Origin of the sequence: Bacillus sp. FSL E2-8868 (assembly GCF_038005505.1) — a bacterium.
Classification (GTDB): Bacteria; Bacillota; Bacilli; order Bacillales; family Bacillaceae_G; genus Bacillus_A; species Bacillus_A mycoides.
The window spans coordinates 1,560,456-1,586,733 of sequence record NZ_JBBOTI010000001.1; the positions used below are offsets into that span (position 1 = coordinate 1,560,456).

Here is a 26,278-nt window from a genome sequence, read left to right on the forward strand (position 1 = left end):
AATGGTATATAGGAGTAAATTGCTGTTGGAAGTAGGGGAATTATGAAAAATAATTTAAGCGTTTATATAGCGATTGTTGCAGCTATAAGTATTTTTATCCTTTCAATTATTTTTCTATATTTTAACCCTTATAGCAATCAAATGCTTGATAAGGAAGTATATATCACTGTATTTTTTATTTTGTTACTTCCGTCTTTTTTAGCAGTTATTGCAGTGCTTGTTAGGAAAACTATTTTGATAATCCTTTGTGGAGCTTGGTTATTTCCTGGGACTCTGTATTTTAGTGTAGCTGCAATACCTACGTTATGGAATTTATACATTATATTTCTAATGATTTATTTTATATCTATCGTTTGGATGAAAAAGAGAAGTGCTTGGAGAGAGTAGTTCTCTTTTTGTCTTTTGAAACGGTTATGAAAGGATGAGGGGCGTAATGAAGTGGGAATTATCTAAATTAGCAGATGTGCTAGTCAACCATCAATAAATACAATGATACTGTTTGAGATTTCACCCCAGTTGAAGTGAGATTAACGGTTGAACTGTTTATTGTACAGATGGCTCTCTTTATTAGAGCAGGTTAGATTAAAACCTAGAGCAAGGGTAATATGGGAGGAAGTTAAAATGGGAAAGAGTGAGATGTTTCAGGATTTTAATTTTAAATTAGTGGTAATTGAAGCTTTATTAGATAAGGAGCCACTATTTCTAAAAGAATTAAAAGACTTAATAGATAAGTATACGAATAATTTCGAATGGTATTCAGGAGCTGGACCAATTGTTGAAATCAGAGATTTTTTAGAAGAGTTAACTTTGGAAATAAGTGATTTGGAAAAGATTGAATCCATTTGCTTTGATGGCGGGAATGAAATTTATCATATCTTAAAGCCAGATTGGGATGGTGAAGACAGTTTATTTGATGTAATATCTGTTGAAGGATTTCAAAATTTAAAAAATTTAAAAACAGTGGAATATATTTCAATGTGTTACCCAAAAGTATTAGAACCATTTAAACAAGCTGGAATTGAAATTGAGGATTAATGAGGGGGCAAGTTATGTACTAATGGAAGTGCTTTTTCTTATTGAAGGGTCGCTTTTTCTTATGCAACTAACAGAGCAGAATGGAGGATATTATGATAATAATCGATAGAGATGGTGAAGCTTACTGGAGTAAAACTGTTGATTTAGGCATTTTAGGTAAATTCAATAGCATTTTTATAGATTTAGATGGATGCGATATAACAGGGGCAACGGATAATATGCCTCAAGAAGAGAAGGTAGAAAAAGCTACAAAATATTATGGTAATAGATTCAAAGCGTTAGAAACAAATGTGGGGTTTATAAATGAGCAATTTCTAATGTGGGTTGTAACGCACTTATGTGATATAGAATATCCATTTTGGGAATTAGGTGATGAAGATGAAAGTAGTGAAGATTATCCAGATTATATAGTAAAAGAAGAAATAAAAAAATTCGAAGATGAAAATGGACAATTGCAACATGATCCGTATAGTCCAAGTCCGATTTATAGAGAAATTCAGGAATATAATGCATATAACAATGAAGATAATTTATCAAGCTATGAAATTATAACGAAATATTTACCGGTTCTGGATTTCAAAAAACTTGTAGATACAATTAGAGCTAATAGTATAGATACATTTGAAGATAACATAAACTTTCAGGTGAGTAGTGAGGTTTGTGGTGGAATGTTACTTTGTGCTACTTATGGAACAATCTATGCTAATAATGAGTTAGAAGTTACGCATAACTGTTAATATAAAGATTACTGATAGGGATATCGCTACACATCCATCAACTTAAAAATATTAACTCCCCCAAGAGTAAAAAGCGCGATTCTTACTAAAAGAATTGCGTTTTTTCATCTGAACTTAATGGAGAGTTCACCTACAAAAGTAGTAGAAATTTTATTCGAATTTACTACCTCAGTTGGATTTATCATATATCTATTTCGATAAAATAGTAAATAGATATATCAGATTTGGAGATACATTACAATGATTATACATACTTCAGATTTTAGATTACAGTAACTATTTAACTCGTTGTTATTAATAAAGAAAGGAACAAGTAGAATGATACAGAATATATATGAAACTCATTTACACGTAAGAGATTTAGAAAAGGCGATAGATTTCTATCAAAATAAGTTAGGGTTAGCATTAGCAAGAAAACTATCCAAAAGAAAGGTGGCTTTCTTTTGGGTAGGAGAAAGCAAAAAGCAAATGCTTGGACTATGGGAAGTACATAATATTGAAGATTTTGAGATAAAACACTTTGCTTTTGGTGTAGATTTAGAATTTCTAAAGACTTCTAAATTGTGGTTAGAGAATCGTGGAATAGAAGTGATAGGAAGCCAAGGAAAAGGAAATCAAGAGCCAATTGTCCAAAGATGGATGCCGGCTGCAAGTGTATACTTTCTGGATTGTGATGGAAATAAATTAGAGTTTATTTCTATGTTACGTGATGATCCAGATGAATTAGAATATGTATCCTATTTAAGTGAATGGGATGAGGAACACCAAGAAAAATAAATGAGATTGTATCTATAAAACGGAAAAAACGTAATTGTTTTTGTGAAAATATACAGAAAAGATGGGCGTTTTATTTTACCAGAGTTGTTCGGATTAAATGAAGAGAATTTGAAAAGGTAAAGTATTTTATTGAGTTTGTGTAAAGTAGATTAAAACACAACATATCAAACTAAGCGATTGATCGCATAATTTTACACTCATTTAATATTAATAGGTAAATAGAAAAATTGACGCCAATTGTTAAATGGATAGTGTAAAAAAGACAAAATCTCTTAAAAAACACTTAAATTTTCACTCCATCTATCTTTACAATCCCTCCTTATAATATGAATTGGACAAGCAACTAAGAGAACGCAGAACATGTCAGTTTATACATTCTATTATTAGGGGGAGAAATTGTATGAAAAAGGCAGTTGCTTCATTAGCTGTTATGGCGGTATTATTACCGACATTTACAATGCATGCGGAAGAGAAAGAGCGAGTAAGAAAAACAGCTACGTTGTTTAATGTAATTAGTGACATTCAAGGGGATTTATCGGATTTTGATCACGTATTAAAAGATATGAACAAAGTGACGCCGCTATCTAGAGCACTTATTATGAATGGGGATATAACGCCAGAAGGACAGCAGTCACAATACGATGATGTGAAGCGTGTGTTAAACAAAAATAAGCATCCGGAAAATGTATGGTCGGCTATTGGGAACCATGAGTTTTACGCTGGGAAATGGACAGCTGATGGAAAGTTATCTCAAAGTACATGGCCAAACGGTGTAGCAGAAGAAACGCTATTTAATCGATATTTGAAATTTAGTGGACAAGAAAAGGTGTACCATAAAAAAGAATTAGATGGTTATCCACTATTATTTTTAGGGACAGAAAAATATATGAGGTACCATGATTCAAAAATGTCAGATCAAGTGTACTTAAGTGAGGAACAATTAGGTTGGCTAAAACAAAATTTAGAAGACTACAGTCAAAAAGATAAAAATAAGCCGATTTTTATTTTTTCTCACCACGTTTTACCTGATTCTGTATCTGGTTCAAGACAATCACCGTATTTAAATGACTATTTAAACGTGGATAAATTGTACGATATATTAAAAGATTACCCGCAAGTTGTCTTTTTCACGAGCCATACGCACTGGGATTTAAATTTACCAGACTGGGCTGGTAAAAAGAAAATTGCAGGCGGAGATGAAAAAGGATTTACAGTTGTAAATACGGGCGGCATTGAAACAGGATGGAGGTCAGCTGGTCCAAATGGCGGCGAGATTCATGCTCCGGATGGATCTTCTTTTAAACAAGGGTTGCAAGTGAAAGCATATGGTAACGATGTTGTCGTAACGGCTTACGATTATAAACGTGATAAAGGTATAAAGAACTTATTAATTAGTGATGCAAAAATTGCACAAATGGCACCAGATGTAACGGCTGATGATAGTAAAAACGTAATCGTTGGTGCAACAGAGTATATGGAGTACAATGTAGAAGGAACGAATGAGTGGTACACGTACAATAAAGCGAATCCTCCAAAATTTGATGGGAACAAAATTGTATACGTACGCCATAAAGGCGAAATGAATTTAGAGCCAGGATTAACGCAGCTTCTTCGTTTTTCGGTAAATAAGTGATTGGTAAGGGCCTACTTCTTAATGAGTGGGCTCTTTTTATTTTGTCGTTTTTTATCGGCAAGTCGATATATTTTAAGTATCGGTCGATATAATTTGAAAATCGCTAATATAAATTTCATGTACCGTATTGAAGTTAAAATCGTTAATGCAATTTCATGCACCGAAACGAAATTCCCTACATTTTTAATCCAGAAAGGTGACTTCATCATTTTTCCATGTAATAATAGTATGGTTACATTTACTGTGAAAGAGTATAAAAGGAGCGTTATTGATGAATTTAGCTAAATTTCCGAGAAAAAAATATACAGAATCATATACACCAATTGAAAAATTAAACAATTTTTCTGAAGCACTTGGTGGGCCAACTATTTATTTTAAACGAGATGATTTACTTGGTTTAACAGCTGGCGGTAATAAGACGAGAAAGTTAGAGTTTCTAGTTGCGGATGCACAGGCAAAGGGTGCAGATACGTTAATTACAGCTGGTGGTATTCAGTCAAACCATTGCCGTCTAACACTTGCAGCTGCGGTAAAAGAAAAAATGAAATGTATTCTTGTGCTAGAAGAAGGGCTTGAGCCAGAAGAAAAGCCAGACTTTAACGGAAACTATTTCTTATATCATTTATTAGGTGCTGAAAACGTAATTGTTGTGCCAAACGGAGCAGATCTTATGGAAGAGATGCATAAAGTAGCGAAAGAAGTTAGTGAAAAAGGTAATACACCATATGTAATACCAGTTGGTGGATCAAATCCTACTGGTGCAATGGGATACATTGCTTGTGCGCAAGAAATTATGGCGCAATCATTCGAGCAAGGAATTGATTTCAGTTCAGTTGTTTGTGTAAGTGGTAGCGCTGGTATGCATGCTGGTTTAATTACTGGTTTTTCTGGAACGCAAAGCAAAATTCCTGTAATCGGAATTAACGTAAGTAGAGGAAAAGCGGAGCAAGAAGAGAAAGTAGCAAAACTTGTAGATGAAACTTCAGCTCACGTAGGTATCCCAAACTCTATTTCACGCGAGGCAGTTACATGCTTTGATGAATATGTAGGACCAGGATACGCGTTACCGACGCCAGAAATGGTAGAAGCAGTTCAATTACTTGCGAAAACAGAAGGTATTTTACTTGATCCAGTTTATACAGGTAAAGCAGTAGCAGGATTAATTGATTTAATTAGAAAAGGCAAATTTAATAAAGAGGACAACATTTTATTCGTACATTCAGGTGGTTCACCAGCTTTATATGCGAATACGTCTCTATTTGCGTAAGTGTAAAAAGCATTGGGTATCCAATGCTTTTTGTTTTGAATTAATGTTGAAATTTGATACAATTTCGTGAATATGCGATGATTTTTCAACATTCAACGGTAAACAACGATATATAAAGGAGATTGATGTATGACAGAATTTTGGGAAGCAAGTTTTATAGAAAATCAAATGATGTGGGGATTTGAAGCTGCAGATTCCGCAATTTTGACGAAGGATTTTTTCCTTGAAAAGAAAGTGAAGGATATATTGATTCCTGGTATTGGATATGGAAGAAATGCAAAGGTTTTTATTGATAACGAAATACAAGTAACAGGTATTGAAATTTCAAAAACAGCGATCGAATTGGCGAGGGAAAATGAAATTAATGCTAATTTATTCCATGGTTCAGTTACGGATATACCTTTTGATAACAAACTGTATGATGGCATATTTTCTTATGCACTTATTCATTTGTTGAATAAGGATGAGAGAGAGAAGTTTATTAAAGATTGTTATAGTCAGTTAAAACCAAACGGATATATGATTTTTACTACTATTTCTAAAGATGCCCCAATGTTTGGGAAGGGGAAACAACTTGGTAAAGACTACTTCGAGATAATGGAAGGGGTAAAAATGTATTTTTATGATGTTGACTCGGTACAACAAGACTTTGGAAAATATGGACTGATAGAAACTACGGAAATTTTGGAGCCGCATAAAAATATGGAAAGTAAACCTCCATTTAAATTTATAATGATCAAATGTCAAAAAACACTATAATTACAATTGTGTAAAAAATAGTGAAAGGTTACTTAATAAGCTTGATGTGTAAGCTACTCACTAATTATTCTTTAAAGGCGAAGTAAGGGAAGTCAAATGGCATCCCTTACTTCGCTTAATTTAGTTTAAAACATGTTTTAAACTTCCAATGAATTATTTGTTATATAATGGAATTGTTGAAGCGTGAGAGGGGTGATTATATGAGTACAACATTAAGAGGGGGCATATACACAATACTCAGTATTTCTATAATATTAATAATTTTTTTAGGTTACGGATTATATTTGTATTTTAAGTGAAATGGTAACCGAACCAAAGGAAAAATAAAATAATTGCTGTATTAAATAGAGTAAAACACAAACTGCTAATATAATTGCTATAACAGCGGAAGTTAATATGAAGTACCGAAAGGAACCACGTATTCTACTCCAACTCTGTCTAAAATAGGTGAGAAGAGAAAGAGATTAATAGTAACGAATATACTTATAATGAGAAACGTATAACTTTTCCAAGTGTATGTTTTCAGTTGCATTGAATAGCACTCCTTCCTTATTAATGTTTATATGTAAAATTAAAAGGTACCTTTTATTAAAAAGAGGGGGACTAATATGCGAATTAGAAATTTAACTTTAGTTATTGTTTTTATGTGTATATTCATAGTAACCGGCTGTTCAAATATACTAGGAAATGAAGATCAAAGAATCGAAGTGCAAAAACATGTTGGTGATGATAAATATGAAGATTTTAAGATAGTGACAGACAATAATCAAGTGTTGCAAGTAAAGAAAATATTAAATGATATTCATTTTGAAAATAAAAAAGTGGAAATGTCTCGTTCAGCTGATTATCACTTTGTTTTTCAATTTGAAAATCCGAAAATAGAGGCGAAAGCTGTGTTGTATCAAATTTGGATAAGTCCTAATAAAGATAAAGTAGAAGTTATGGCGGGGGATAATCGCTATGCTCAATTAGAAGGGAAAAATGCAGCCACTTTGTTTGAGATTGTTACGGGAGAAAAGTTAGTTGAATAAAAGTATATGGTACTTAACTTTTTCAGATTTATTGTAATGATTCACTACTTGTAAGGAATTATTCAGTGTGTCTTTCTATTAAAAAGTCTAAATTTAATCAATTAAATGCGATAAAATCTTTTTAAAAATAATGAAATTTTAGGAAAAATAAGGTACACTAGTCAATGGTTTTAGTTTAAAATCGATTGACGTTAATGTATACGGGGGAAAGATTGATGAACAATAATCCAATAAATGAATCAGTTGAAGAAGTTGAGAGAAAACGAGTAAGATCAAGCAAACATTTTACAAATTGGAAGCTTATTGCAGCGGGTGTTGGTGTAATTGTACTTCTCATTGGAGGAATGAGTTATTATCAGGCAACTCACTTCAATTCAAATGTTACGATTAATGACACAAAAGTCGGTGGTCTGAACGCTGATCAGGCAATACAGAAATTAAAAACATCTGGACTAGAAAACAAAGTCTATGTTGATCAACAACAAATTTTAGATGAAAAAGATACAAAAACGGAACTTACGGAAAAAGATTTTCCTCAAGTTAAGAAACTATTAAAAAGCCAGTGGACATTTTTCCCTTCCTCAAAGGAAAAAAATTATTCAGTGCTACCGGAAAAGGCGGATCAGTATCGTAGTGAAACGATGAAAAAACTTGTAGAAGAAAAGCTCATCTCTATGAATGAAAAATTAAAAGCGCCTCAAGATGCTATGGCGAAGCTTGAACAAGGAAAAGTTGTTATTTCGAAGAGCGTTGATGGAAAACAGTATGACGTTACTAGTCTACTGAAAGATTACGACAAGCAGAAGTATAAAAGTGAAATTCATCTGAAGTCTACATACATAAAGCCTATTAAAGAAGACGATCCGATTGTCAAAAAAGAGGAGAAAGCACTACAGAATCTTCTTGGGCAGTCTGTTGAGTATAAAGTGCAGAATGAAGTGTATCCTTTAAAAGCGAAAGATTTAATTCAGAATGCCTCTATGTCAAAGGATATGAAAGTTACAATCGATGCGAGCGACATTAAGAATAAGATTGCTGAAATTAATAATGCTAAATCAACATTAAATAAAAATTTCAGCTTTAAAACCCATTCCGGTTCGGTCATATCAGTAAAAGGACAAGGCTACGGCTGGGCACTAGATGTTGAAAAAGAAACAAAACAAGTTCAACAAGCTTTTGAAAAGGGTGAAAAATCGCTATCTGCTTCTAATATCCATGGAAATGGTTGGGAGAAGGAAGGTATCGGTTATGAAACAACATCGAATAATGGCATCGGAGACACGTATGCGGAAGTATCAATTGCAGATCAACAAATTTGGATTTATAAAGATGGGAAATTAGTCGTCACAACAAATGTAGTAACTGGTAAACATAGCACGAGTGAAGATACATCACCAGGTGTGTGGTACGTTCTATATAAACGAACACCATACACGCTGAAAGGCAGCGCAGTAGGTAAAGCTGATTATGCAGTTAAGGTAGATTACTGGGTTCCATTCACAAATAGCGGCCAAGGATTCCATGATGCAGGCTGGCGAAAAGACTGGGCAAATAATGCTTATTTAACAGGGGGATCAGGCGGGTGTGTAAACCTTCTTCCTAATGTTGCAAAAACTGTATATGACAGTTTGAACACTAATGATCCAGTTATTGTGTACTAGAAAATAGCTACGTATCAAGAAATAAATAAAGCAGGAAATCTTATCTGATGGTACATGAAAAAACACCTCTTGAATTCGCATATTTAGTGTGCAAATTTAATGGAGGTGTTTTTTTTGTTTGAAAACAAGAGTTCATTGCCTATAAGAAACGAAGTAGAAAGAGATTGAGATGATAAATAGATATTCAAATAGTCAATAAAATTGACACTGAATATCATTTTCATTTATTATGAAATCGTCGCATGTAATTGGACATGATTTTTGTGAAAAAGTTTACTTTTTTATTAATATAATAGATTTCTATTAAGGTGTCCCATTTAAGAATTTAAGCGTAGGAAAGGGTAAAATAAAAATGAACTGGAAAAAAGGCGGATTATGGATTATTATTTTTTTCATTGTAAAAGGTACGATTTCTACACTTTTAATAGTTACAGGTGCTAAATATTTTGATTTGTCATTTATGCAACTTTTCGTACTAATACTGATCTTATTACTGATTTCTCTCATAAGTCGAAAATTGCTGCATAGACATAAACAAAACAAAAAGCAAAAAGAGCTAAATATATAATGGAGCCCCAGAGACCTTTGGATTTCTGGGGTTTTACTATATATTTAGCTTCTTACTATTTGTGGAAAGTAAAACTCACAGTTCAAAATTTAGGTGGTACAGAAGTTTGTTGGGAGCTGATTAAAGTTTCACTTTATTTCATAGTGCATGATCTATGTTGATTAAAGGAAGTCACTGAATTTGTTGCTACAATTATTAAACAAGGACTGAAGAGAGCTTTTTAATCAATCTGTATTCTAAAGCTAAAACCGAGCATACATTATGCTCGGTTTTCAATAGGTAGTTTAAATGTAAAAGTACTGCCTTCTCCTAATTCACTTTCAACGGTAATTTCTCCTCCGTGTAGTTCTATAATCCATTTTACCATCGACAATCCTAAACCTGTGTTTCCATTGTTTGAAGATGTTCGTGCTGCGTCAACTCGATAGAAGCGGTCCCATATTTTCACAATATGTTGCTCGCTGATGCCTATGCCATTATCGGAGACTTTACCTATTATGTTGGTTTCATCCCGGAACAGTTGCATATTCACAGTGCCGTTCGCTTTGCTATAGGCAATCGCATTCGTTAGTAAATTCATTAATAAACGCATCATCAATGTTTGATCTGCTTTAATAAACAGGTCTTCCTCTATATTTGTTGTTATATTAATCGAAGCTTCTTGAACCATTAATGAAAGCTCTTCTACAACGATTTCCGTTAATTCACTCATATTGATACATTCAAATTGAAAAGTATTATGCTTTTCTTGGTCAACTCGTGCTAATAATAAGAGTTGCGAGATTAACGCGGACATTTTACGCGATTGCCTTAAAATTACTTCTAACGATTCTTCCATTTCTTTCGGATTATTCCTCTGCGATAAAGCGTATTCGCATTGCGAAATAATAACAGATGTTGGTGTTCTTAATTCATGAGATGCGTCAGATGTAAATTGTTTTTCACTTTCGAATGATGTCTCCAATCGCTCAAACATTTTGTCAAAGGTTTGTGCTAAATGATACATTTCGTCTTTCGATGAACCTTGTAAATTAATTCTCTTCGAAAGGTCTTTACCATCACCAATTTCACTGGCTGAATCACTCATTTGTTGCACAGGTCGAAACGCTCTTTGCGTAATAAAATATCCTCCCGCTGCTGCAATGAGAATAAGTAATGGAAATGAGATGAGTGTTACCACAATAAGCGTATTCATGGTCGATGATAATTGATTCATGGTCATTATGCCACGAACCCAGACTTGCTCATCGCCGCCTACATTATGGAGAAAATCATATACTATCCATTCCTTATTACCGTCTTTAATGGTTTGTATTTCATCGGATTTAAGCGATACCTTTTTATTAAAGGTTGTTGGATTATGTCCTGCCAGCAGCTCACCTTGTTTACTATAAATGATGATATTTACTCCATCTTCTAAGGCTTCAAATTCATCGTCAATCTTTAACTGCCCATGCTTATATTCGATATCTTCAACACTTTCTTTTACTGTGCTCTTCAATTGATTTTTCATATTAAAAAGCAAAACTTTATCTGAAGAAGTTAAAATAAAAGCTAACACGAGTGCCATAATAATTACAACTAGCCCCGTATACCATAGGGTCACTCTCATTTTTATTGATAGTCTTTTCATGATTCTACTCGCAATACGTAACCAGTTCCTCGTACTGTATGAATTAACTTCGTTTCAAACTGGCTATCAATTTTTTTGCGAAGATAGCGGACGTAAACATCAATAATATTCGAGCCACCTTCATAGTCGTAATTCCACACATGTTGCTCAATTTTATCTCGTGTCAACACAACTTCTTTATTACGAATCATATATTCTAAAATAGCAAATTCTTTACTGGAAAGATTGATAACTTGATCTCCTCTTGTTACTTTATGCATATTGCAATCCACCACTAGGTCAGCGATTTCAAACACATTAGATGTATTTCCTGTTTTTCTTCGCATCAACACTCGAATTCTTGCTAACAGCTCATCAAAAGCAAAGGGCTTTACTAAATAATCGTCCGCACCTAAGTCGAGTCCTGTTACGCGATCATCAATTGTATCTTTAGCTGTAAGAAGCAAGACAGGAGTTGTATTATTGTCCGCACGTAATCTTTGTAATACTTGTAAACCATCTATTCCGGGAATCATAATGTCAAGCACAATCAAATCGTAGGTAGCCATGCTTATATAATCCAAAGCATCTTCTCCATTCCCACATCCATCGACACTATAATATTCTGCATTTAATCGTTTTACCAATATATTTTGTAAGTCTTTTTCATCTTCGACAATAAGAACTCGCATTAACATTCTCCTTTTCTTCTTATTTATATGTATCACTATAATTCCGAAACATTAAAGAAAGATTAGAAACTATTTAATTATATCATTTTATTTTTTTGCGCATTAATCTTCCTTTAATGTTTGTTCAGTAATATAAGGACATGGATAAGGTGCACATGTAAAGGGAGGAGAACATAATGGGAAAATGGATGATGATTGGAGCAATGTCTTGTTTATTCTTAACAGCTTGTTCTACTCAAGCTGATAACGATACAGAAATACAACAACTGAAAGTAGAAAAAGATACATCACAAAAAGAAGGTACGCAACTACAACAAGAACCACACAAAACAGGGCCTGCTATGAATGATACTAAGCAAACACAAGATTTCAAAAACGAAGTCACATCTATTGTAGAAAAGGCAAATAATACGAAACCAGTTGGAGCAAAAGAAGATAACTTAAATACGTACTTAGCAGCAAAAAAAGAAATTGACCAATTAGATGACAAGATAGATCTATCTGATGATCAGCTAGAAGCAGATTTTCACGCTGGAACGATAACTGTTGAACAATATCAAATACAAGAAAGAGAACAAGATATACTTGAAGATCAATTAGAGCAAGCAGAAAATGTACTTGAAGCAAGATTTGGAATAAATGATTAATTATTAAGGAGTGGATGGAAATGTTAAAACATAAAAAGAAAATAATTATAAGCGTAATTGCTATTTTAGTAAGTGGTATTGCTATTGTTGGTGGATATTATGGTATGGGCTACAATTATGCGAAAAAGAATGAAAACTATACAGAGAAACAAGTTCGTGAAATTTCTTTAGCTCATACAAATGGAGAAATTATTAATGTGAAAAAAGAATTCGAATTAGAAGATGACAACTTAGCACAATCTAAATTTGAATATGAAGTGGAAATCAAGACACCTGATAATCTGTTAAATATTTTAAAGGTTAGTGCTAGAACAGGTACAATAGAAATCAATAATGAAGATTAAAAAATTATCGACAAATAAAATATCGCGTATTTGAAAAAATCCAATAAGCTGCCCATATGGACAGCTTATTTAAATAATTCTCGTTAGCGGAAGTAAAAAATGCTACTTATTTAACATTAGCACTCCGTTAGTTTAAGAACAATTGAGTTAATAAATATATCTAAAAGTCTCATATTCGCCATAATTGATAACGGTTTTAAATTCTCCTCCACCATTTTTATCCTTTAAAAAAGCATCTATCTTATCATTTGGACTTATTAAACTAAACTACCGGCTAGCTAAATAAAGAAAAATGAACTTCATTGCTATAAAAGCCTCTAATTTTTCGTTTTGAGGAAACCTATTCTATTAGATTTATAGACATGTGGTGTTAACACCATAAACAATGTTTTAGATTATAAAATAGAGTACTAAGCATCCAATTTGAAAGCAGATATCCCTGAAAGTGCTAAACCTAAGCAAAAAAATTAACCATCCTATGCAAGAAAGTTTAGATAGCTAAAAGCATATGTTTTATTGAAAGGGTGTGATTGAATTATGGAACGGACGAATTGGGAATTGGAGGATTAGTATTTGTTGGCTGCATGTTTCTTGGCGGAGGAGTGGGATCTATATTAGGCGATACTCATGCTGGATGGCTAATAGGAATGGGCGCTGGATTTATTGGGATGGCTTTAACGAGACTGGTCAGAAAGTAATATAACGGGATTCTTCTTATGATGAACAATGTAATTAATTAATGGCATAAGAGCTCTATAAATTATAGTTAGAACCTTATCTTTAGTATTTGTCTTTTCTAAATTTCTCCATACATAGATACGATTCTCAAGTTGGAGGCTGGCACCTTAGGGTGTCTTTTTTATGCTCTTTAAAAATGTTTTAACATATAATAGCCGAGTTAATTCAAGTAATCAAGCTAATAGATTTCGTTAGATTGCTATCATTTTTTTGTAATAGAATAGATTCATTACCGTTTCAGACCGATGTATTCATTCATAACCTAACAGTAAAAGGGGGATGATTAAAGGCATGGCGATTAATGATGAATTAATTTGTCAACAGTTTGCAAGAATTATCGGTGGCCAAGAAGGATTCGCCGGTGGAAAATGCGTGGCAACAATAAATCGGGATGAAATACAAGCAACTATCTTAGGAAAACGTTTTAGAGTAACAACTTCCTTCTCATTCGAATCAAGAGATAATAAAACTGGACAGGCATTATGTCTAGGTCGGATAGCGCTCTTACAAAAAGAAGTTACTGAATTTGTTGCTACAATTATTAAACAAGGAATAATCGTTTCGTCTATACACAATGAGTGGTTATGTGATGAGCCGAATTTAATTTACGTTAATATCGAAGACGTTGATGATCCGCTAAGTTTCGCAAGGAAAGTTAGAAGAGCGTTATGCAATTAACCAATTTATTTAGTTAAATGAGCAATATAAAAGGATCTTTAATTGAAAGATCCTTTCATACATAAGATGAAGGTTTTCCCTTGTATTTTATTAATTAAGTTCGCTTGACTAGCAAACGAACTTGGAGGGAGTACTGGAACCATACAATAAATACATTGAGGGGGCATGTTTGAGCTATGGACCTATCCTCCCGTTCTAATTAACTAAAAGAAGAATTTTCCCATACCGATTAGACTACTAAGCATTCCGATTCCATTCATGGTTCCTTTTCCTGCTGTCAGTAAGTTTCCAAGCATTCCTGGCTGCCCGTTATTCCCCCATCCTGGAGAATTTCCAAAAACACCCCAGTTATTATTGGTATTAAAATGAAAAGCTTTGGCTGGCGGTGATAGTAAAGCGGCAATATGACCTTGTGCGAACATCCCTGTATGATTGAATGGTTGGGGCCAGGGGATGGGAGGTTTTTGAAAATTAAAACCTGCATGGCCTGGTAATGGAGCCCAATTAGCAGGATGTCCTTGGGGCATCATCCCTGCATAATGGATTGGCTGACCTAAAGGGAAGGGAGGGGGCTCGGGAGTGAAACCCGTATAATTGGCTGGTGAATCCCAACCAAATGTATAGAATCGACAACTCAAATTCTCAGGAACCTTCAGACCATCCATTCCCTGAGCTTTAGTTATTTGAGGTTGTGAATGTAATGATGACATTGAAATTTGGTTATTATATTGCTCCCCGTTTCCATTTGAATTCAAATACCAATATTGGTGCATAAGCTTATTCCCCTCACTTTAAAAATGTAATGTTAGACTTAGCCTATGTAATATTCCTTTTTATGGATGGTTACATAACTAGATTTACAAGCCCGTATTTAAAGGAATGGGTGTGTGGTCTTGTTGATTTATTCCGCTATTTGTGGACAGTAAGACACCGTCCCCTCAAAATTCAGCGAAAGCAAAAAAGTTAGATGGGGGGCTTTTAGAAGGGTATTTTCAGTTGCTCCTTTTGTTTATTTCAGCCTAATTTAATTTCGGTTAACAAACGTGTTTATAAAGGTTTAATCAACAAAAAAAATTTAAAATGTTATGTTGAGCAAGTAGAATTGCTAAAAAGAGAATATCCATTCGAAGAGTTTGGCAAAATACAGCAAGGACAATGTATTCTTGTGCAGATATGCAAAAGATTTAAATGAATCAATGGAATTTATAATGAAGGGGCAAATGAATATATGAGTGAAACATTACATAAAAGAAAACCACCATATTTAATGCTTGTAATCCTTTTTATTGGGGCATTTGTTTCATTTCTAAATAACTCGCTTTTAAATGTAGCTTTGCCATCAATAATGAAGGATTTAGACATTAAAGATTATTCGACGATCCAGTGGCTTTCTACAGGGTATATGCTTGTAAGTGGTATATTAATTCCGGCATCAGCATTTTTAATAACCCGCTTCTCCAATAGGAGCTTATTTATTACATCTATGGTGATTTTTATTTTTGGTACGGCCTTAGCGGCTTTAGCACCGAACTTTAGTTTATTACTTACTGGCCGGATGGTTCAAGCAGCAGGTTCTTCAGTCATGGGGCCTTTGTTAATGAATATTATGCTAGTAAGCTTTCCAAGAGAAAAAAGGGGAACAGCAATGGGGATTTTTGGATTAGTTATGATTACAGCTCCAGCAATTGGACCGACACTATCGGGTTATATTGTAGAGTATTATGACTGGCGTTTGCTTTTTGAAATGATTTTACCGTTAGCAATCATTAGCTTACTGTTAGGGATTTGGAAATCGGAGAATGTCATGAGACAAAACAAAAATGCAAAACTTGATTATCTCTCATTACTATTATCTTCTATCGGTTTTGGCGGTTTGTTATATGGATTCAGTTCTGCAAGCTCCGACGGTTGGACGAATAAAGTTGTTTTAACAACCTTAACCATAGGCGCTATTGCCCTAGTTACTTTCATTGTCCGCCAATTAAAAATGAATGAACCGTTATTGGATTTACGTGTTTACAAGTACCCAATGTTTGCACTTGCGTCTGTAATTGCAATTGTCAACGCGGTGGCAATGTTTTCGGGTATGATTTTAACGCCAGCTTATGTACAAAACGTCCGTGGCATTTCGCCGCTGAACTCTGGGCTGATGATGCTTCCAGGTGCGGTAATAATGGGGGTTATGTCACCAATTACAGGTAAACTATTTGATAAATATGGCCCTCGTATTCTTGGTATAGTAGGACTTTCTATTACAGCCGTTTCAACTTATATGCTAGCAAACCTGCAACTCGACTCTAGTCACACGCATATTATTCTTATTTACACACTGCGGATGTTTGGGATGGCGATGGTGATGATGCCACTTATGACAAATGGTCTTAATCAATTGCCAACGCGCTTAAATCCGCACGGTACGGCTGTTAATAATACAGCTCAACAAGTGTCCGGTTCGATTGGTACTGCTATTCTTGTTACGATTATGAATTCTGTAACAAAAACAAAAGCTGAAAGTCTAATGGTTGATGTAGATCCTACAACCTTCACAGAGGCTACGAAGGCAATGTTAACTCAGAAGGCTTTATTATCCGGAATTCAATATTCATTCTATGTAGCGCTTGGCATGAATGTTGTTGCACTACTATTAGTTTTTTTCGTTAAACGTGTAGATACAAGTGCGGAAGCTGTCGAGAGGTTAAATCGGTAGAGTAAAATAAAACTTAAGATCATGATTCCTATAAGTTTTTGCTGTTTAGTTAGACTATGAAGAAATGCAAATTTCTGCTGCTAAGGCGCTGGTATTTAAATTTGGAAAAGAACCAGTGAAATAATTATATATAGTAAAAAGGATCTGATATTCATATCAGATCCTTTTTCATTAGTAACACAGTATACTTGCTTATCGTATTTGTTTGAATTGACATTAGGAACTACTGGTTTTCCCAATACTACAATCTTTAGCTCTCAATTTCTGATAAACATTATAATAATACGCTTCATTTTAATTTAGTATTTTCTCTGCAAGTTATAAATCTAATATCAACAAACAACTTAGATTACCAACCTTATAAGCAATATCATAATCGTGAATAGTTAGGGAAAAGATAAAATAAGGTAATCAATTACATATCTTTATCCCAGGCGATTCATTGCTATCTTCTTTTTATTGAATGGGATATTTTATTTCATGCTTTTTTGAAAGGGTGTTTTTAATGGATAAAAAAGTATCTGCCATTCCTCAACCGAAAACATATGGATTGCTGGGGAATCTCCCATTAATCGATAAAGATAAACCGACCCTATCCTTTATCAAGATAGCGGAAGAGTATGGTCCCATTTTTCGAATTCAAACTTTAAGTGATACCATCATTGTCGTTTCTGGACATGAACTGGTAGCAGAAGTCTGTGACGAAACAAGATTTGATAAAAGTATAGAGGGTGCTTTAGCGAAAGTTCGCGCCTTTGCTGGAGACGGATTATTTACAAGCGAGACTCACGAGCCTAACTGGAAAAAAGCTCATAATATTTTGATGCCTACATTCAGCCAACGAGCAATGAAAGATTATCATGCTATGATGGTTGATATTGCTGTACAACTCGTTCAAAAATGGGCACGGCTTAATCCGAATGAAAACGTAGATGTTCCAGAGGATATGACTCGCCTTACATTGGATACAATTGGTCTATGTGGTTTTAATTATCGATTTAATAGCTATTATCGTGAGACCCCTCATCCTTTTATTACTAGCATGAGCCGTGCTCTAGATGAGGCGATGCACCAATTACAGCGGCTGGATATAGAAGACAAACTCATGTGGAGAACGAAACGTCAATTTCAGCATGATATTCAATCTATGTTTTCTTTAGTAGATAATATTATTGCTGAACGTAAAAGTAGTGGAAATCAGGAAGAAAATGATTTACTTTCCCGTATGTTAAATGTGCAGGATCCGGAAACTGGTGAAAAATTAGATGATGAAAATATTCGTTTCCAAATTATCACTTTTTTAATAGCTGGGCATGAAACAACAAGTGGATTATTATCTTTTGCAATCTATTTTTTATTAAAGAATCCAGATAAATTGAAAAAAGCCTATGAAGAAGTAGATCGGGTTTTAACAGATCCCACTCCAACATACCAACAAGTTATGAAATTAAAGTATATCCGGATGATTTTAAATGAATCGCTACGTCTATGGCCTACTGCTCCAGCATTCAGTCTCTATGCAAAAGAAGATACAGTGATTGGTGGGAAATATCCAATTAAGAAAGGAGAAGATCGTATTTCTGTTCTTATTCCACAGCTACATAGGGATAAAGACGCGTGGGGAGACAATGTGGAAGAATTCCAACCTGAACGATTTGAAGAGCTGGATAAGATTCCCCATCATGCTTATAAGCCATTTGGAAATGGTCAACGAGCATGTATCGGTATGCAGTTTGCACTTCATGAAGCCACACTCGTAATGGGGATGCTTCTTCAACATTTTGAATTCATCGATTATCAAGACTATCAGCTGGACGTAAAACAAACATTAACGCTAAAGCCTGGTGATTTTAAAATTAGGATTCTACCCCGAAATCAAACTATTAGCCATACTACTGTTCTTGCGCCTATAGAGGAGAAACTGAAAAACGATGAAATCGAACAGCAAGTTCAGAAGACTCCTTCTATTATTGGAGCCGATAATCTTTCGCTTCTTGTTCTGTATGGATCGGATACAGGGGTAGCAGAAGGTATTGCAAGAGAACTAGCAGATACAGCTAGTTTAGAAGGTGTTCAAACGGAAGTGGTAGCACTTAACGATCGAATTGGAAGTCTGCCAAAAGAAGGGGCGGTTCTTATTGTAACTTCTTCTTATAATGGAAAACCACCAAGTAATGCAGGGCAGTTTGTGCAATGGTTGGAGGAATTAAAATCGGATGAGCTAAAAGGTGTTCAATACGCAGTTTTTGGTTGTGGAGATCATAATTGGGCTAGTACTTATCAGCGAATTCCAAGATACATTGATGAGCAAATGGCTCAAAAAGGAGCAACAAGATTTTCTACACGTGGAGAAGCGGATGCAAGTGGTGATTTCGAGGAACAGCTCGAGCAATGGAAACAAAGTATGTGGTCTGATGCGATGAAGGCATTTGGATTGGAACTTAACAAAAACATTGAGAAAGAACGCAGTACATTAAGTTTACAATTTGTTAGTCGTCTTGGAGGATCTCCTCTTGCGCGAACATATGAAGCAGTTTATGCATCTATACTAGAAAATCGTGAACTTCAATCATCTAGCAGTGAAAGAAGCACGCGACATATTGAGATATCCTTGCCAGAAGGCGCTACGTATCAAGAAGGTGACCACCTTGGGGTGCTGCCAATTAATAGTGAGAAAAATGTCAACCGAATTTTAAAACGCTTTGGATTAAATGGGAAGGATCAAGTCATATTGAGTGCAAGTGGACGAAGTGTAAATCACATACCTTTAGACAGTCCTGTTAGTTTATTTGACCTTCTTAGTTATAGTGTAGAAGTTCAAGAAGCAGCCACTCGAGCACAAATACGAGAAATGGTGACATTTACAGCATGCCCTCCTCATAAAAAGGAATTGGAATTATTATTGGAAGAGGGAGTTTATCATGAACAAATATTAAAGAAACGTATGTCAATGTTGGACCTTCTTGAAAAGTATGAGGCTTGTGAAATCCGATTTGAACGCTTTTTAGAACTTCTTCCTGCGCTCAAACCGCGTTACTATTCTATTTCAAGCTCTCCACTCGTTGCACAGGATCGTCTGAGCATTACAGTTGGTGTTGTTAATGCACCTGCATGGAGTGGGGAAGGGACATATGAAGGAGTCGCTTCTAATTATTTAGCTCAGCGTCATAATAAAGATGAGATTATATGTTTCATTCGAACGCCACAATCAAACTTTCAATTACCTGAAAATCCAGAAACACCAATTATCATGGTTGGACCAGGTACTGGAGTTGCACCATTCCGTGGATTCTTGCAAGCGCGTCGTGTTCAAAAGCAAAAAGGTATTAACTTAGGACAAGCACATCTATATTTTGGTTGTCGTCATCCTGAAAAGGATTATCTCTATCGTACAGAACTAGAAAATGATGAAAGAGATGGATTAATCTCTTTACACATAGCTTTTTCCCGCCTAGAAGGATATCCTAAAACATATGTACAGCATTTAATAAAACAAGATAGAATCAATTTAATTTCGTTATTAGATAATGGGGCGCATCTTTATATATGTGGTGATGGAAGTAAAATGGCTCCTGACGTAGAAGACACCCTTTGTCAAGCATATCAAGAAATTCATGAAGTCAGTGAACAAGAAGCAAGGAATTGGCTGGATCGTGTACAAGAAGAAGGGCGATATGGAAAAGATGTTTGGGCCGGAATCTAAATTCTTCTTAATTAGATAAGTAATATTTAATTTACGAACTTCTTTCGACTAAGTATAACTTTAAACAAAATAAACTGCTTTATAAAAACCCTGTATTTTTTATTGAATATGGGGTTTTCTTATTTTTAAATAAAAGGGACGTATATGTTGATTCAAAATCCAACAATCTTTATGCTTTATATACACAACATGAATAAAAGGATGACAAAATTTTTATGGTTAGTATGGTAATTTGGAAACAGAAATCAGCTTAATCTATGAAAACCTTATCAGAGGAGTGATGTAAGTGAGACAAAATGTTTACGATAATCCGAATTTCTTCAAAAACTACACAGCGTTGCGTGAAAGTGGAATAAATGCTAATGACTTCATAGAACAGCCAGCAATCAAATCATTAATTCTGTGTTTGAAAGGAAAATCGGTACTAGACTTGGGTTGCGGTGATGGTCATTTTTCAAAGTATTGTATAGAAAATGGTGCAAAAAACGTAATAGGTGTAGACATATCCAAAAATATGATTGAACGTGCTAAAAAGTTAAATCAGGATGATAACATAGAATTTATGTGTCTTCCTATGGAGGATATGGGACTAGCCAATCAAAAGTTCGACCTGATTATAAGTTCCCTCTCTATACATTACATTGAAGATTACTCGGCAATGATTCAAAAGATTAATGAATTATTAAAAAGCGGTGGTGAATTTATCTTTTCAACCGAACACCCAATAGCAACAGCTCGCAAAGGAAGCAACCATTGGATAAAAACTGAGGATGGTAATAAATCACACTGGGCATTAGATAATTATCAAGAAGAAGGAATCAGAGTACACAACTGGTTTGTTGACGATAGTGTGGTTATTTATCATAGAACCGTTGCTACATTAATAAATACTTTAATTGAACACGGGCTTTCGCTGGATAAAATAATCGAACCGCAATCAACTTTGGCAGGGATAGAGAAAATGCCAGATTTAATAAACGAATCGCGAAGTCCATCTTTTATTATAATCAAGTCAAAAAAACAAAATAATCTTTAAAAATATTTACCGCAATCTGGGAGCTTTTATTGAATTACGAAAACAGCCGTTTCACTAAGGAATGGCTGTTTTTTTAAAGAACATAACCGAAAGCCGTTAAACTGTATGCGTTCAAGTTGCTATCATTTTGTAATTATTTTATAAAAGAGGTTGTGAAAATATTGAACATAGGAGTGAGTGAAAATGGCATATTTACTACAAGTTGATTTTCCGTTTGAAGGTCCTTTTGGTGAAGAAATGGAAAAAGCATTTTTGAATTTAGCAAAAAGTATTAATGAAGAAGACGGATTCCATTGGAAAATATGGACGGAGAATCAAGAAACGCAAGAAGCAGGAGGCATCTATGTATTTGAAGAAAAACAAGATGCTGAAAAATACGCCGAAATGCACAAAAATAGACTGCAAGCATCTGGTGTTAAAGATATTAGAGTAAGAATTTTTCACATCAATGAAAAGTTAACTAAACTGAATCGTGGTTATAGTAAATATTGAGGGACACGGAATTCAAAAAAGGAGGGGGTAATCCCTTCTTTTTTTGAATTGATGCTACAGAAAGAATAGCGTGTTTTTTAATTTAGGGTCATCTCTTTTTGATAGTTTGATATCGATGTGACAATACCCCTTTATTATTTTTCAGGTTACAATACATGTATTGCTTCAATAACATATGATCATTCTTAAGAATGTCATTGAAATGTACCAATAGATGTTAGTGCAGCAAAATAAATTGTGTTATGATGTGAGCAAATATAAAGCTATCTAACGGAGGGATTCACATGCCGCATGTTGTGTTTCGTGGAATTACTATTGAACAATTAAAAAGCATAAGCAAGCCATTAGTAGAAGAGCTCGCAGATATTTGTGAGTGTGGTACGGATAATTTCACCTTGGAACTACCAAGTTCTACGTTTGTATTCAATGGAGAAGAAATAGAAGCGTTTCCTCTTATTGAAGTGAAATGGTTCGAGCGTGGACAGGAAATTCGTGATCGATTTGCCAAGGCCATTACTACATATGTAATGGATTTTGGACTTCCAGAAGTAGAGGTTGTATTTACGGTTTTCACAGAATCAGCGTATTATATTAACGGGAAGCATTGTGCAAGTTAGAGCTATTTGAAAGATTTTTATAACATTAAGAAAAGAAATAGGAGAGAACACCCTATTTCTTTTTATTAATATAATAAAATGTGATGACTAGATCCAAAGTAATGATAATAATTAGAAGTACCAAGTGTATAAGTGCATCAGTTTTCCCGTTTAATAAAGATTTTATAAAGAAATCCCATTCTGTTTCATAGGGAGGCTCTGACCAATTTCGTTGCATTCCTAAAACCATTCCATTTATGAAAAAGATAATACTTAATAGGATCCTTCCAACAAATACGGCAGCCACTTTTATATTCCAGCGCTGTATCTTAATTATATACAGGATTGGAAATAGAATAAGTATCCAAAAAATAATAATATAGATTGTATTAATCATTCTCTACTCCTAACAAAAGGATTGTGTTTTTAATCTTGGTGAATTCTCAGGTTGGAGGTATGTTTTATTGTTACTGGATATGCACTTGTAAAAACAAGGGCCGGAATTCCGGCTCTTTTTCTATCCCGCAAAATAAAGGTTTACTTTATCTCTCCGTCTCAAAAAACTCAATCCACTCTCCATCAGGACCAGCGAAGAATATGTAACGTGTTCCATCTGGTAATGTTTCAATTTCTTCGCCTAGTAAAAATGTTACTTTGTGGCTTTCTAGTCTTTTGATTTCATCTTCTAATGAATCCACTTTAAAGCAAATGTGATGTACTTTTCCTTCTGCCGGAAGGGAAGAGTTGTAACCTTCAATTAGTTCAAGTATCGTTTCTTTCGATTCTTCCACACCTAAAAAAGCGAGTTTTAAGTCTGGATTTGGATGTCCCATACGTTTAATGAGTTGTAAGCCGACTACTTCTTCATAAAATGAGATAGATGTTTCTAAGTTTGCAACCATAAGTCCAACGTGTTCTATTCTTCTAACTGGCATGTAGATTCCTTCCTTCTTTCTGAAAATTATATACAATATATTATTGAAAATTAAGAAAATAAGCAAGATAAAAACCTTACAAATTTTAGCGTGTTATATGGTATAGTGAGAAAGTATGTTTGGGGAGAAGGAAGGAGATTATACGATGAATACAACTACTCAAACTCCTTCATTATCGGCAACGATGAAAGAGTGGCATTATGCATTAGCGTATGAAATTAAACATTGGAAAACGATAGGTGGTAGTAAAATTTCTATCATGAACGGTCGTTTTTTATATACAGATTATGAAAGTACAGTATACGTATTTCAGCTTATTTCGGAAGTAAGCTTACCTGAAGGTTCACCAATTCGAATTGAGTTCGATGGTGAGGAAGCGACGGGGGAAGTATTATCTGTACATGGATTAGAAATAGAACTGAAATTAAATGATTATATACAAGGTGAAATACGAGAAGCGGTTTTATACAGTGAACCGTGGCAATTGTTAGAACAACTACAAGAGCGATTGAAAGAGGCACATAAAGATAAGCTAAAACGTAATCGTATAAAGCGTCTTGTTGATGGGACGAGCAGTCCGAAACATCTTGAAAAGATGAAAAATACGAAAAATGAATTGGCGTATCGTTCTTTTTACAATCCAACAACGTACGTGTGGGGACCACCGGGAACAGGGAAGTCGTACAATTTATCACGTATTATTTCGGCTCATTATCAAAAAGGAAAATCGGTACTTGTGTTAGCTCATAGTAATGCGGCAGTAGACGTATTAATGAGCGAGGTAACGAAGCAAATTGAGAAGAAAAAGAAATGGACGCCTGGCGAAATTGTTCGTTACGGTTATAGTCAACATGAACATATACGAAATCATGAAACGTTACTTGCATCGAAGTTAGTTGAAACGACGAATGGATCTTGGGGAGAAGAAAGACTCTATTTAGAAGAGACACGACAAGATCTTCGTGAAAAGATTTTATCATATAAAGCGACTTCTGCTGATAAGAAGCGTATACAAGAGATTGAAAGTGATCTTCGAAAGCAAAAAGCGAAAATTAAAGAAGTAGAAAAAGAATACATTGAAAATGCGAAAGTAATCGGTGCGACTTTATCGAAATGTGCAATTGATTCACTTATTTATGAGCGTACATTTGATTTAGTTGTCGTAGATGAAGTAAGTATGGCTTATGTTCCGCAAATCGCATTAGCTGCTTCACTTGGGAAACGTATTGTCGTTTGTGGTGACTTTTTACAGTTACCTCCGATTGCGATGGCGAACCATGAACTCGTTCGAAAATGGCTCGGTGAAGATATGTTTTATCATGCAGGGATTGTTGATTCTGTAAATAAATCAGAAGCACATCCGAACCTTTTTATGCTGCAGGAGCAAAGACGTATGCATACGGATATATCTAAGTTTACGAATTCATTTATTTATAAAAATAGAGTGTACGATCATCCATCTGTTTCAGAGCGTAAAGAACTTGCGAAACTGCAACCGTTCGCAAATGAGGCGAGTGTTTTATTTGATACGAGCTTAATGGGAGCCTTTTCTTTAAAAGACGCTGCTTCCGGTTCTCGTTTTAATATTATGTCTGGTTTAGTAGCGATGCAAATGATGTTAATTGGATTGTTAGACGGTGTTCAATCTATCGGTGTAGTTACGCCTTACAGGGCACAGTCCCGCTTTTTATCAACGTGTATTAGAGAAATGTTGCAGAAAACGAAATATCAAAACATACCAGTTTTAGCGGCGACAGTTCATAAGTTTCAAGGGTCTGAAAGAGATATGATGATCTTTGATACGGTAGATAGTTATCCGCAAGAACGACCTGGCGTGTTATTCTTTGACCATAAAAATCATCGCCTCGTCAACGTTGCAGTGACAAGAGCGAGAGGGAAGTTCATTCAATTATCAGATTGCCACTACATGCGTAAAAATCTTTCGAGAAAACAAGCGTTATCGCAATTAACAGCTCATATAGAACGTCACGGAGATGTGTATGATCGCACGACATCAAGACAATTGTGGGAGCGAAAAATCTCGAAACGTTTACGCTGGTTTATGGAAATGAATCTTGAAGAGCCGAAAGGGTTATTGAAAGATATTTTAGCCGCAAAACGAAAAATTATCATTTCACTTCCAAGTACAAAGCAAGTGGATAAGCGAGTCTGGCAAGCGTTAATGCGTACAAATGCGCAAATAACAGTGTATAGTGATGGACCAGTTCCGTTAAAAAATGTAAAGTTACAAAGACAAAATAAAGCATTCCCGTTTATCGTAATCGATGATGAAATCTTTTGGGCAGGAGCACCTCTTACATCTCAAATGATGTTTGAAGGTAGTATGGAATTTCCGTACATATGTGCAAGATTACAAGCACCTGAAACAATTGGCGTATTAAAAGGGTTTTTAGATATTCGGTAAATTCAGATAGGAATTCCTTGACTTTTGCCTGGAATGAACTTAGAATGAAAATAATTTAATATAATTTTATGAAAATTCTTATCACGAGAGGTTGAGGGACTGGCCCTATGACACCTCGGCAGCGGATTCTGTATGAATACTGTGCCAATTCCAGCAAGGTAACTTGAAAGATAAGAAAGAAGCTCATTTTGACTGTATATACAGA

At 34.7% G+C, this 26,278-nt stretch carries 26 protein-coding genes, 1 pseudogene and 1 riboswitch; of the genes and pseudogenes, 21 read left to right on the forward strand and 6 right to left on the reverse strand.

Annotated features, from left to right (window positions below; genetic code table 11):
* Positions 1 to 42: 42 nt before the first annotated feature.
* The 8 genes from NSS74_RS08170 (at position 43) to NSS74_RS08205 (ending at position 6,208) form a co-directional block, all read left to right on the forward strand.
* Positions 43 to 387, forward strand: coding sequence for a hypothetical protein (locus NSS74_RS08170; protein WP_002033105.1), 345 nt, complete (start codon positions 43 to 45; stop codon positions 385 to 387).
* 234 nt (positions 388 to 621) lie between these two features.
* A complete protein-coding gene (locus NSS74_RS08175) occupies positions 622 to 1,035 on the forward strand; it encodes a DUF6892 domain-containing protein (RefSeq protein WP_002142432.1) in 414 nt (137 codons plus the stop codon).
* A gap of 92 nt (positions 1,036 to 1,127) precedes the next feature.
* On the forward strand, positions 1,128 to 1,772 hold the full coding sequence (locus NSS74_RS08180) for a hypothetical protein (protein ID WP_002142431.1): 645 nt from the start codon (positions 1,128 to 1,130) through the stop codon (positions 1,770 to 1,772).
* Between the two features lie 318 nt (positions 1,773 to 2,090).
* Entirely contained in the window at positions 2,091 to 2,549 is a 459-nt protein-coding gene (locus tag NSS74_RS08185) for a VOC family protein (protein WP_002142430.1), read from the forward strand.
* Between the two features lie 400 nt (positions 2,550 to 2,949).
* Positions 2,950 to 4,182: a DUF4073 domain-containing protein gene (locus tag NSS74_RS08190; protein ID WP_002142429.1), complete on the forward strand. Its 1,233-nt coding sequence runs from the start codon at positions 2,950 to 2,952 to the stop codon at positions 4,180 to 4,182.
* A 21-nt stretch (positions 4,183 to 4,203) separates the two neighbouring features.
* Entirely contained in the window at positions 4,204 to 4,467 is a 264-nt protein-coding gene (locus NSS74_RS08195; protein WP_002142428.1) for a hypothetical protein, read from the forward strand.
* Positions 4,454 to 5,449, forward strand: a complete 996-nt coding sequence (locus tag NSS74_RS08200; RefSeq protein WP_002033113.1) for a D-cysteine desulfhydrase — start codon at positions 4,454 to 4,456, stop codon at positions 5,447 to 5,449. The genes NSS74_RS08195 and NSS74_RS08200 overlap by 14 nt, the downstream gene beginning before the upstream one ends.
* A gap of 129 nt (positions 5,450 to 5,578) precedes the next feature.
* On the forward strand, positions 5,579 to 6,208 hold the full coding sequence (locus NSS74_RS08205) for a class I SAM-dependent methyltransferase (RefSeq protein WP_340813381.1): 630 nt from the start codon (positions 5,579 to 5,581) through the stop codon (positions 6,206 to 6,208).
* Positions 6,209 to 6,499: 291 nt separating this feature from the next.
* On the opposite strand, the pseudogene NSS74_RS08210 reads toward NSS74_RS08205, so the two are convergent.
* Positions 6,500 to 6,740 (reverse strand): annotated as a pseudogene (locus tag NSS74_RS08210) (hypothetical protein).
* A 76-nt stretch (positions 6,741 to 6,816) separates the two neighbouring features.
* Between NSS74_RS08210 and NSS74_RS08215 the strand changes: the two are divergent.
* The 3 genes from NSS74_RS08215 to NSS74_RS08225 all read left to right on the forward strand — a co-directional run bounded on the left by NSS74_RS08215 (position 6,817) and on the right by NSS74_RS08225 (position 9,468).
* Positions 6,817 to 7,239, forward strand: coding sequence for a hypothetical protein (locus NSS74_RS08215; protein ID WP_002190115.1), 423 nt, complete (start codon positions 6,817 to 6,819; stop codon positions 7,237 to 7,239).
* Between the two features lie 215 nt (positions 7,240 to 7,454).
* Entirely contained in the window at positions 7,455 to 8,900 is a 1,446-nt protein-coding gene (locus NSS74_RS08220) for a L,D-transpeptidase family protein (RefSeq protein WP_340813382.1), read from the forward strand.
* Positions 8,901 to 9,252: 352 nt separating this feature from the next.
* On the forward strand, positions 9,253 to 9,468 hold the full coding sequence (locus NSS74_RS08225) for a hypothetical protein (protein ID WP_002017170.1): 216 nt from the start codon (positions 9,253 to 9,255) through the stop codon (positions 9,466 to 9,468).
* Positions 9,469 to 9,727: 259 nt separating this feature from the next.
* Here the strand turns inward: NSS74_RS08225 and NSS74_RS08230 are convergent, their stop codons facing one another.
* Entirely contained in the window at positions 9,728 to 11,101 is a 1,374-nt protein-coding gene (locus NSS74_RS08230) for a sensor histidine kinase (protein ID WP_002190112.1), read from the reverse strand.
* Positions 11,098 to 11,772, reverse strand: coding sequence for a response regulator transcription factor (locus NSS74_RS08235; protein WP_002128055.1), 675 nt, complete (start codon positions 11,770 to 11,772; stop codon positions 11,098 to 11,100). The genes NSS74_RS08230 and NSS74_RS08235 overlap by 4 nt, the downstream gene beginning before the upstream one ends.
* Before the next feature lie 176 nt (positions 11,773 to 11,948).
* Here NSS74_RS08235 and NSS74_RS08240 point away from each other — a divergent pair, with 176 nt between their 5' ends.
* The 4 genes from NSS74_RS08240 (at position 11,949) to NSS74_RS08255 (ending at position 14,179) form a co-directional block, all read left to right on the forward strand.
* Positions 11,949 to 12,419: a hypothetical protein gene (locus NSS74_RS08240; protein WP_002190111.1), complete on the forward strand. Its 471-nt coding sequence runs from the start codon at positions 11,949 to 11,951 to the stop codon at positions 12,417 to 12,419.
* Positions 12,420 to 12,439: 20 nt separating this feature from the next.
* Positions 12,440 to 12,763, forward strand: coding sequence for a PepSY domain-containing protein (locus tag NSS74_RS08245; protein ID WP_002137174.1), 324 nt, complete (start codon positions 12,440 to 12,442; stop codon positions 12,761 to 12,763).
* A gap of 530 nt (positions 12,764 to 13,293) precedes the next feature.
* Positions 13,294 to 13,461 (forward strand): hypothetical protein, encoded by a 168-nt coding sequence (locus tag NSS74_RS08250; RefSeq protein WP_002142413.1) that lies wholly within the window; start codon positions 13,294 to 13,296, stop codon positions 13,459 to 13,461.
* 319 nt (positions 13,462 to 13,780) lie between these two features.
* A complete protein-coding gene (locus tag NSS74_RS08255; protein WP_002033128.1) occupies positions 13,781 to 14,179 on the forward strand; it encodes a DUF1259 domain-containing protein in 399 nt (132 codons plus the stop codon).
* Positions 14,180 to 14,382: 203 nt separating this feature from the next.
* Here the strand turns inward: NSS74_RS08255 and NSS74_RS08260 are convergent, their stop codons facing one another.
* Positions 14,383 to 14,952 carry a hypothetical protein gene (locus NSS74_RS08260; protein ID WP_002142410.1) on the reverse strand — a complete coding sequence of 190 codons (570 nt, stop codon included), beginning with the start codon at positions 14,950 to 14,952 and terminating at the stop codon, positions 14,383 to 14,385.
* Between the two features lie 455 nt (positions 14,953 to 15,407).
* Here NSS74_RS08260 and NSS74_RS08265 point away from each other — a divergent pair, with 455 nt between their 5' ends.
* The 5 genes from NSS74_RS08265 to NSS74_RS08285 all read left to right on the forward strand — a co-directional run bounded on the left by NSS74_RS08265 (position 15,408) and on the right by NSS74_RS08285 (position 22,734).
* Positions 15,408 to 16,886: an MDR family MFS transporter gene (locus NSS74_RS08265; RefSeq protein ID WP_002142409.1), complete on the forward strand. Its 1,479-nt coding sequence runs from the start codon at positions 15,408 to 15,410 to the stop codon at positions 16,884 to 16,886.
* A 505-nt stretch (positions 16,887 to 17,391) separates the two neighbouring features.
* Positions 17,392 to 20,589, forward strand: coding sequence for a bifunctional P-450/NADPH--P450 reductase (gene cypD / locus NSS74_RS08270; RefSeq protein WP_002142408.1), 3,198 nt, complete (start codon positions 17,392 to 17,394; stop codon positions 20,587 to 20,589).
* 286 nt (positions 20,590 to 20,875) lie between these two features.
* Entirely contained in the window at positions 20,876 to 21,625 is a 750-nt protein-coding gene (locus NSS74_RS08275) for a class I SAM-dependent methyltransferase (RefSeq protein WP_002142407.1), read from the forward strand.
* A 183-nt stretch (positions 21,626 to 21,808) separates the two neighbouring features.
* The gene (locus tag NSS74_RS08280; protein WP_002142405.1) at positions 21,809 to 22,117 is read left to right on the forward strand and encodes a monooxygenase; all 309 of its coding nucleotides are present in this window, start codon (positions 21,809 to 21,811) and stop codon (positions 22,115 to 22,117) included.
* A gap of 284 nt (positions 22,118 to 22,401) precedes the next feature.
* Positions 22,402 to 22,734, forward strand: a complete 333-nt coding sequence (locus tag NSS74_RS08285) for a DUF1904 family protein (RefSeq protein WP_002142404.1) — start codon at positions 22,402 to 22,404, stop codon at positions 22,732 to 22,734.
* Between the two features lie 52 nt (positions 22,735 to 22,786).
* Here NSS74_RS08285 and NSS74_RS08290 read toward each other — a convergent pair whose 3' ends face one another.
* On the reverse strand, positions 22,787 to 23,110 hold the full coding sequence (locus tag NSS74_RS08290; protein ID WP_002142403.1) for a hypothetical protein: 324 nt from the start codon (positions 23,108 to 23,110) through the stop codon (positions 22,787 to 22,789).
* A gap of 145 nt (positions 23,111 to 23,255) precedes the next feature.
* Positions 23,256 to 23,648, reverse strand: coding sequence for a VOC family protein (locus tag NSS74_RS08295; protein WP_002142402.1), 393 nt, complete (start codon positions 23,646 to 23,648; stop codon positions 23,256 to 23,258).
* 115 nt (positions 23,649 to 23,763) lie between these two features.
* On the opposite strand from NSS74_RS08295, the gene NSS74_RS08300 reads away from it, so the two are divergent.
* Positions 23,764 to 26,073 carry an AAA domain-containing protein gene (locus tag NSS74_RS08300; protein ID WP_002142401.1) on the forward strand — a complete coding sequence of 770 codons (2,310 nt, stop codon included), beginning with the start codon at positions 23,764 to 23,766 and terminating at the stop codon, positions 26,071 to 26,073.
* 75 nt (positions 26,074 to 26,148) lie between these two features.
* Positions 26,149 to 26,250, forward strand: a riboswitch (SAM riboswitch).
* Positions 26,251 to 26,278 lie beyond the last annotated feature (28 nt).

Bases quoted from the DNA above. Each gene is read 5' to 3' on its own strand.
- NSS74_RS08235 (WP_002128055.1), bottom strand. From the start codon at position 11,772: ATGCGAGTTCTTATTGTCGAAGATGAAAAAGACTTACAAAATATATTG.
- NSS74_RS08265 (WP_002142409.1), top strand. From the start codon at position 15,408: ATGAGTGAAACATTACATAAAAGAAAACCACCATATTTAATGCTTGTA.
- NSS74_RS08190 (WP_002142429.1), top strand. From the start codon at position 2,950: ATGAAAAAGGCAGTTGCTTCATTAGCTGTTATGGCGGTATTATTACCG.
- NSS74_RS08170 (WP_002033105.1), top strand. From the start codon at position 43: ATGAAAAATAATTTAAGCGTTTATATAGCGATTGTTGCAGCTATAAGT.
- NSS74_RS08245 (WP_002137174.1), top strand. From the start codon at position 12,440: ATGTTAAAACATAAAAAGAAAATAATTATAAGCGTAATTGCTATTTTA.
- NSS74_RS08185 (WP_002142430.1), top strand. From the start codon at position 2,091: ATGATACAGAATATATATGAAACTCATTTACACGTAAGAGATTTAGAA.
- NSS74_RS08295 (WP_002142402.1), bottom strand. From the start codon at position 23,648: ATGCCAGTTAGAAGAATAGAACACGTTGGACTTATGGTTGCAAACTTA.
- NSS74_RS08285 (WP_002142404.1), top strand. From the start codon at position 22,402: ATGCCGCATGTTGTGTTTCGTGGAATTACTATTGAACAATTAAAAAGC.
- NSS74_RS08195 (WP_002142428.1), top strand. From the start codon at position 4,204: ATGAGTGGGCTCTTTTTATTTTGTCGTTTTTTATCGGCAAGTCGATAT.
- NSS74_RS08220 (WP_340813382.1), top strand. From the start codon at position 7,455: ATGAACAATAATCCAATAAATGAATCAGTTGAAGAAGTTGAGAGAAAA.
- NSS74_RS08260 (WP_002142410.1), bottom strand. From the start codon at position 14,952: ATGCACCAATATTGGTATTTGAATTCAAATGGAAACGGGGAGCAATAT.
- NSS74_RS08230 (WP_002190112.1), bottom strand. From the start codon at position 11,101: ATGAAAAGACTATCAATAAAAATGAGAGTGACCCTATGGTATACGGGG.
- NSS74_RS08225 (WP_002017170.1), top strand. From the start codon at position 9,253: ATGAACTGGAAAAAAGGCGGATTATGGATTATTATTTTTTTCATTGTA.
- NSS74_RS08240 (WP_002190111.1), top strand. From the start codon at position 11,949: ATGGGAAAATGGATGATGATTGGAGCAATGTCTTGTTTATTCTTAACA.
- NSS74_RS08200 (WP_002033113.1), top strand. From the start codon at position 4,454: ATGAATTTAGCTAAATTTCCGAGAAAAAAATATACAGAATCATATACA.
- NSS74_RS08255 (WP_002033128.1), top strand. From the start codon at position 13,781: ATGATTAAAGGCATGGCGATTAATGATGAATTAATTTGTCAACAGTTT.
- NSS74_RS08180 (WP_002142431.1), top strand. From the start codon at position 1,128: ATGATAATAATCGATAGAGATGGTGAAGCTTACTGGAGTAAAACTGTT.
- NSS74_RS08290 (WP_002142403.1), bottom strand. From the start codon at position 23,110: ATGATTAATACAATCTATATTATTATTTTTTGGATACTTATTCTATTT.
- NSS74_RS08175 (WP_002142432.1), top strand. From the start codon at position 622: ATGGGAAAGAGTGAGATGTTTCAGGATTTTAATTTTAAATTAGTGGTA.
- NSS74_RS08205 (WP_340813381.1), top strand. From the start codon at position 5,579: ATGACAGAATTTTGGGAAGCAAGTTTTATAGAAAATCAAATGATGTGG.
- cypD (WP_002142408.1), top strand. From the start codon at position 17,392: ATGGATAAAAAAGTATCTGCCATTCCTCAACCGAAAACATATGGATTG.
- NSS74_RS08300 (WP_002142401.1), top strand. From the start codon at position 23,764: ATGTTTGGGGAGAAGGAAGGAGATTATACGATGAATACAACTACTCAA.
- NSS74_RS08280 (WP_002142405.1), top strand. From the start codon at position 21,809: ATGGCATATTTACTACAAGTTGATTTTCCGTTTGAAGGTCCTTTTGGT.
- NSS74_RS08215 (WP_002190115.1), top strand. From the start codon at position 6,817: ATGCGAATTAGAAATTTAACTTTAGTTATTGTTTTTATGTGTATATTC.